At 74.5% G+C, this 891-nt stretch carries 2 pseudogenes; both read right to left on the bottom strand.

What is annotated here, in order from left to right:
- Nucleotides 1–202: pseudogene (locus tag VR44_RS32055) on the bottom strand (MFS transporter); the annotation flags it as partial.
- Between the two features lie 103 nt (nt 203–305).
- Nucleotides 306–891, bottom strand: a pseudogene (locus tag VR44_RS32050) (ATP-grasp domain-containing protein); the annotation flags it as partial.

The following is an 891-nucleotide window of genomic DNA, read 5'->3' as shown; positions in this document are numbered from 1 at the left end:
TGCCCAGGGCCATCCCGACCGTGTAGAGCGCCGCGACCAGCCCGGCCTGGGCGTAACTGCCGCCCTGCTCACGGACGGTCAGGACGAGGGCCAGCGACATCAGGTAGACCGGCAGCCTGGAGACGACGCTCCACCAGGCCGCCCCGGCCACCCGGGGACGTGTGAGCAGGTCGAGGAAGCGACGGGGCAGGCCGCTGGTCACGTGTCGGTCTCCGTTTCGACGGCCGCGCGGCGCGGCGCGGCCGGGCCGGGTGCCGGGCCGCGTGGGGCGGCCGGCTCGGGCGGCGGTCAGGCGAGGACGGCGGTCAGGCGAGGGCGGCGGACGGCTCCTGCGCCACCACCTCGATCGTGAAGCGCGCCAGTACGTCGCGCATGCGGCTCTCCACCTCCCCGACCGAGGCTCCCACGACATGGGCGTACCCCGAGGCGTTGTGCGAGGCCCGGCGGGCCGTCACGGTGTCGCCGGAGCGGACCTTGAGCACCGCGTCGATGACCCCGGGCATGGCCAGCAGCTCCTCGCGGGAGGTGATCCGCCGGACCGTCCCGGAGCCGGGCAGCGGCAGCAGCAGGTCGCCCGCGCAGCGGCGTTCGCCGTAGCGGAGGTCGGGCCGCCGGCCGAGGTAGACCGCCAGGGTGGCGCCGAACACGTCGAAGCCGTACGCGTGCCCGTGGTTCGCGGGGATCTCGCAGCCGGCGAGCCGCACGCCGATCTCGCCGGCGTACACCTCGCCGTCGATCAGGAAGAACTCCATGTGGGCGTAGCCGTGGTCGATGCCCATGCCCGTGACGACGCGCTGGACCAGGGCCCGCAGGTCGACGGGCGGACCCTCGCCGGTGCCGACGCTGATGTTGGCGTTCATCGCGCCGTCGACGATGTCCAGCGGGCGGCAG

This window comes from Streptomyces katrae, assembly GCF_000966975.1.
GTDB classification, from domain to species: Bacteria; Actinomycetota; Actinomycetes; order Streptomycetales; family Streptomycetaceae; genus Streptomyces; species Streptomyces katrae.
This window is presented reverse-complemented; position numbering and strand designations above follow the sequence as displayed.